Raw genomic sequence first — 2,008 nt, 5'->3', positions numbered from 1 at the left:
ATTATACTGATGATCGATAAAAAAGTCATTCTGGGTTCACGAGTATTTATACTCATCGCAAAAGTGACACGCTCCCGGATGACTCGAAGTAAAAACAGCCCCAGGAAAACTTGCCTTAATTCCAGAAACAGTGATGAACCAACGGAGCAAACGTCTGGAAATGCCTCAAGGATTCAAGAGTTACGGTCAAATTCAAGAGTGGATTACTCAAGAGTGCCAGGTTGTAGTTTCAGACAAGACTGTAGATAAAATCCTGCGTTATAAGCTCAACGCCAAATTGAAAGTACCCCGTCCACGTAGCTTATAGAGCCAAACCGGAAGTCCAAACAGCTTTTAAAAAAACTTCCCCAAATAATCGGAGTATTATGACGCTATTTGGGAACTAATAAAAAAGTACGATGAACAACCTGTTTACTATTTTGAATGAAGTCAGTTCCCTGGCATTAAATAAATGTTTGACCTCAAGGCCGATCGCAGTGGCTTTCTGGACTTTAAGTAGCGAGCGCGGACTCCTGAGCGAGCGCTTGTGCAAGTGGCGAGCGCACCAATTGAACTCACGTTTATTAAGTGCGACTTCATAGAGAATTGGTATCAGGTGTATTTGATTGAAAATATCAGTTTTTGTGCTGACTTAAAGTAGGAAAATTAGGAAATAATATTTACTGTTTTTTTGTAAAACTTTATATTAATATTTAGTGTTTTGAATTTCAGTTTATTAAAATTCCAAGTTAAAAAGTATATGCGATAGTTGAAAGATCAGACAGCGATCGCAACGATATCAACTTTAAGCGATCGCTTTGCCAGTAACTGCTCAATAACCGCTGCTTGGGGTATCTGAGCTAAGTAGTCCCAGAACGCTAGCCAATAAACTTATTTCTCTCCTTGGCAATTGGGCTTCAAATATGGTTTAATGAAAATATGCAAATTCCTCATTTAGCTATTGACATTCCATCCGGAGAAATCACTCCCTTAGTTAGCTCGCTGCTGAACATAATCGCTCAGCAGCAACAGATGATTGAGAGCCAACAGGAGAGAATAGCTCTCGCTAGAACAAGATGTGACCAAACTACAGGAAGAAGCCCAAAGCCTTAAAGAGCAACTCTGTTCAGCTAAAAAACTTAAGGGAAAGCCCAAAATTCAACCCAGCACCCTTAATCAAAAAGAAAAAAAAACTATTGACCTTGAACAGCGACCTGGTTCTTGGAAGCGGAGTAAAAAAAACCAGGATTTAGTAGATGAAGAGCGAGTGATTGAGCCTGTGGAACTCCCAGAGGGATCCCGGTTCAATGGATATAGACAATATGATGTGCAGGATGTGATTATCAAAAGGCATAGTATTCGATTTTTACTGGCCGAATACGTTACCACCGAAGGCAAGACAATAGTCGGGAAGTTGCCTCAAGAATATCAGGGACACTATGGGCCAACGTTGAAATCATTTATCTTGTACCAACACCATCAATGCCGAGTGCCGCAGAACTTAATCGGGGAACAGTTAAGAGAACTAGGCATAGATATTTCCACCGGTCAAATTAATCGACTCTTAGTAGAAGAAAAAGAAGCATTTCATCAGGAACAAAATCAAGTCTTACAATCCGGGTTGCTCCCCAGCCGAGTATATTCATACTGATGACACAGGAGCCAGACATCAAGGAAAGAATGGCTATTGTACAGTCATGGGCAACGATTTATTTGCCCACTTTACTACAACCGATAGCAAAAGTCGGCAAAACTATCTGCGAATTCTCAGAGGTCCCTACACCGATTTTATACTGAATCAATATTCTCGCAGTTACCTGATTGAACAAGAACTAGCAGCTTGCCACTTATCAAAACTTGACTTTAATAATACCACGATAGGTCATGGGGACGATAATTGGAGCAAATATCTTCAGAACGAACGGCATCACCAGTAAACAGGTGGTGAAAACGCTAAGCTGTTGTGCATTTAAAACGCATATTGTATTATACAATATAACCATATTTATGAAAAGTCAATGCCTAGTAA

Annotated in this window: 2 protein-coding genes; both read left to right on the top strand. The window is 40.1% G+C overall.

Annotated features, from left to right (window positions below):
- Positions 1-133 precede the first annotated feature (133 nt).
- A complete protein-coding gene (locus QUA78_RS32340; protein WP_333307330.1) occupies positions 134-307 on the top strand; it encodes a hypothetical protein in 174 nt (57 codons plus the stop codon).
- A gap of 750 nt (positions 308-1,057) precedes the next feature.
- Positions 1,058-1,630 (top strand): hypothetical protein, encoded by a 573-nt coding sequence (locus tag QUA78_RS32335; RefSeq protein WP_333307334.1) that lies wholly within the window; start codon positions 1,058-1,060, stop codon positions 1,628-1,630.
- Positions 1,631-2,008: the final 378 nt, after the last annotated feature.

This window comes from Microcoleus sp. K4-B3, from assembly GCF_036704615.1.
Taxonomy (GTDB): domain Bacteria; phylum Cyanobacteriota; class Cyanobacteriia; order Cyanobacteriales; family Microcoleaceae; genus Microcoleus.
The sequence above is the reverse complement of the archived record's forward strand: the minus strand, read 5'-3'. Positions and strand labels throughout refer to the sequence as shown.

Coding starts and splice junctions, on each gene's coding strand:
- QUA78_RS32340 (WP_333307330.1), top strand. CDS start 134: ATGAACCAACGGAGCAAACGTCTGGAAATGCCTCAAGGATTCAAGAGT.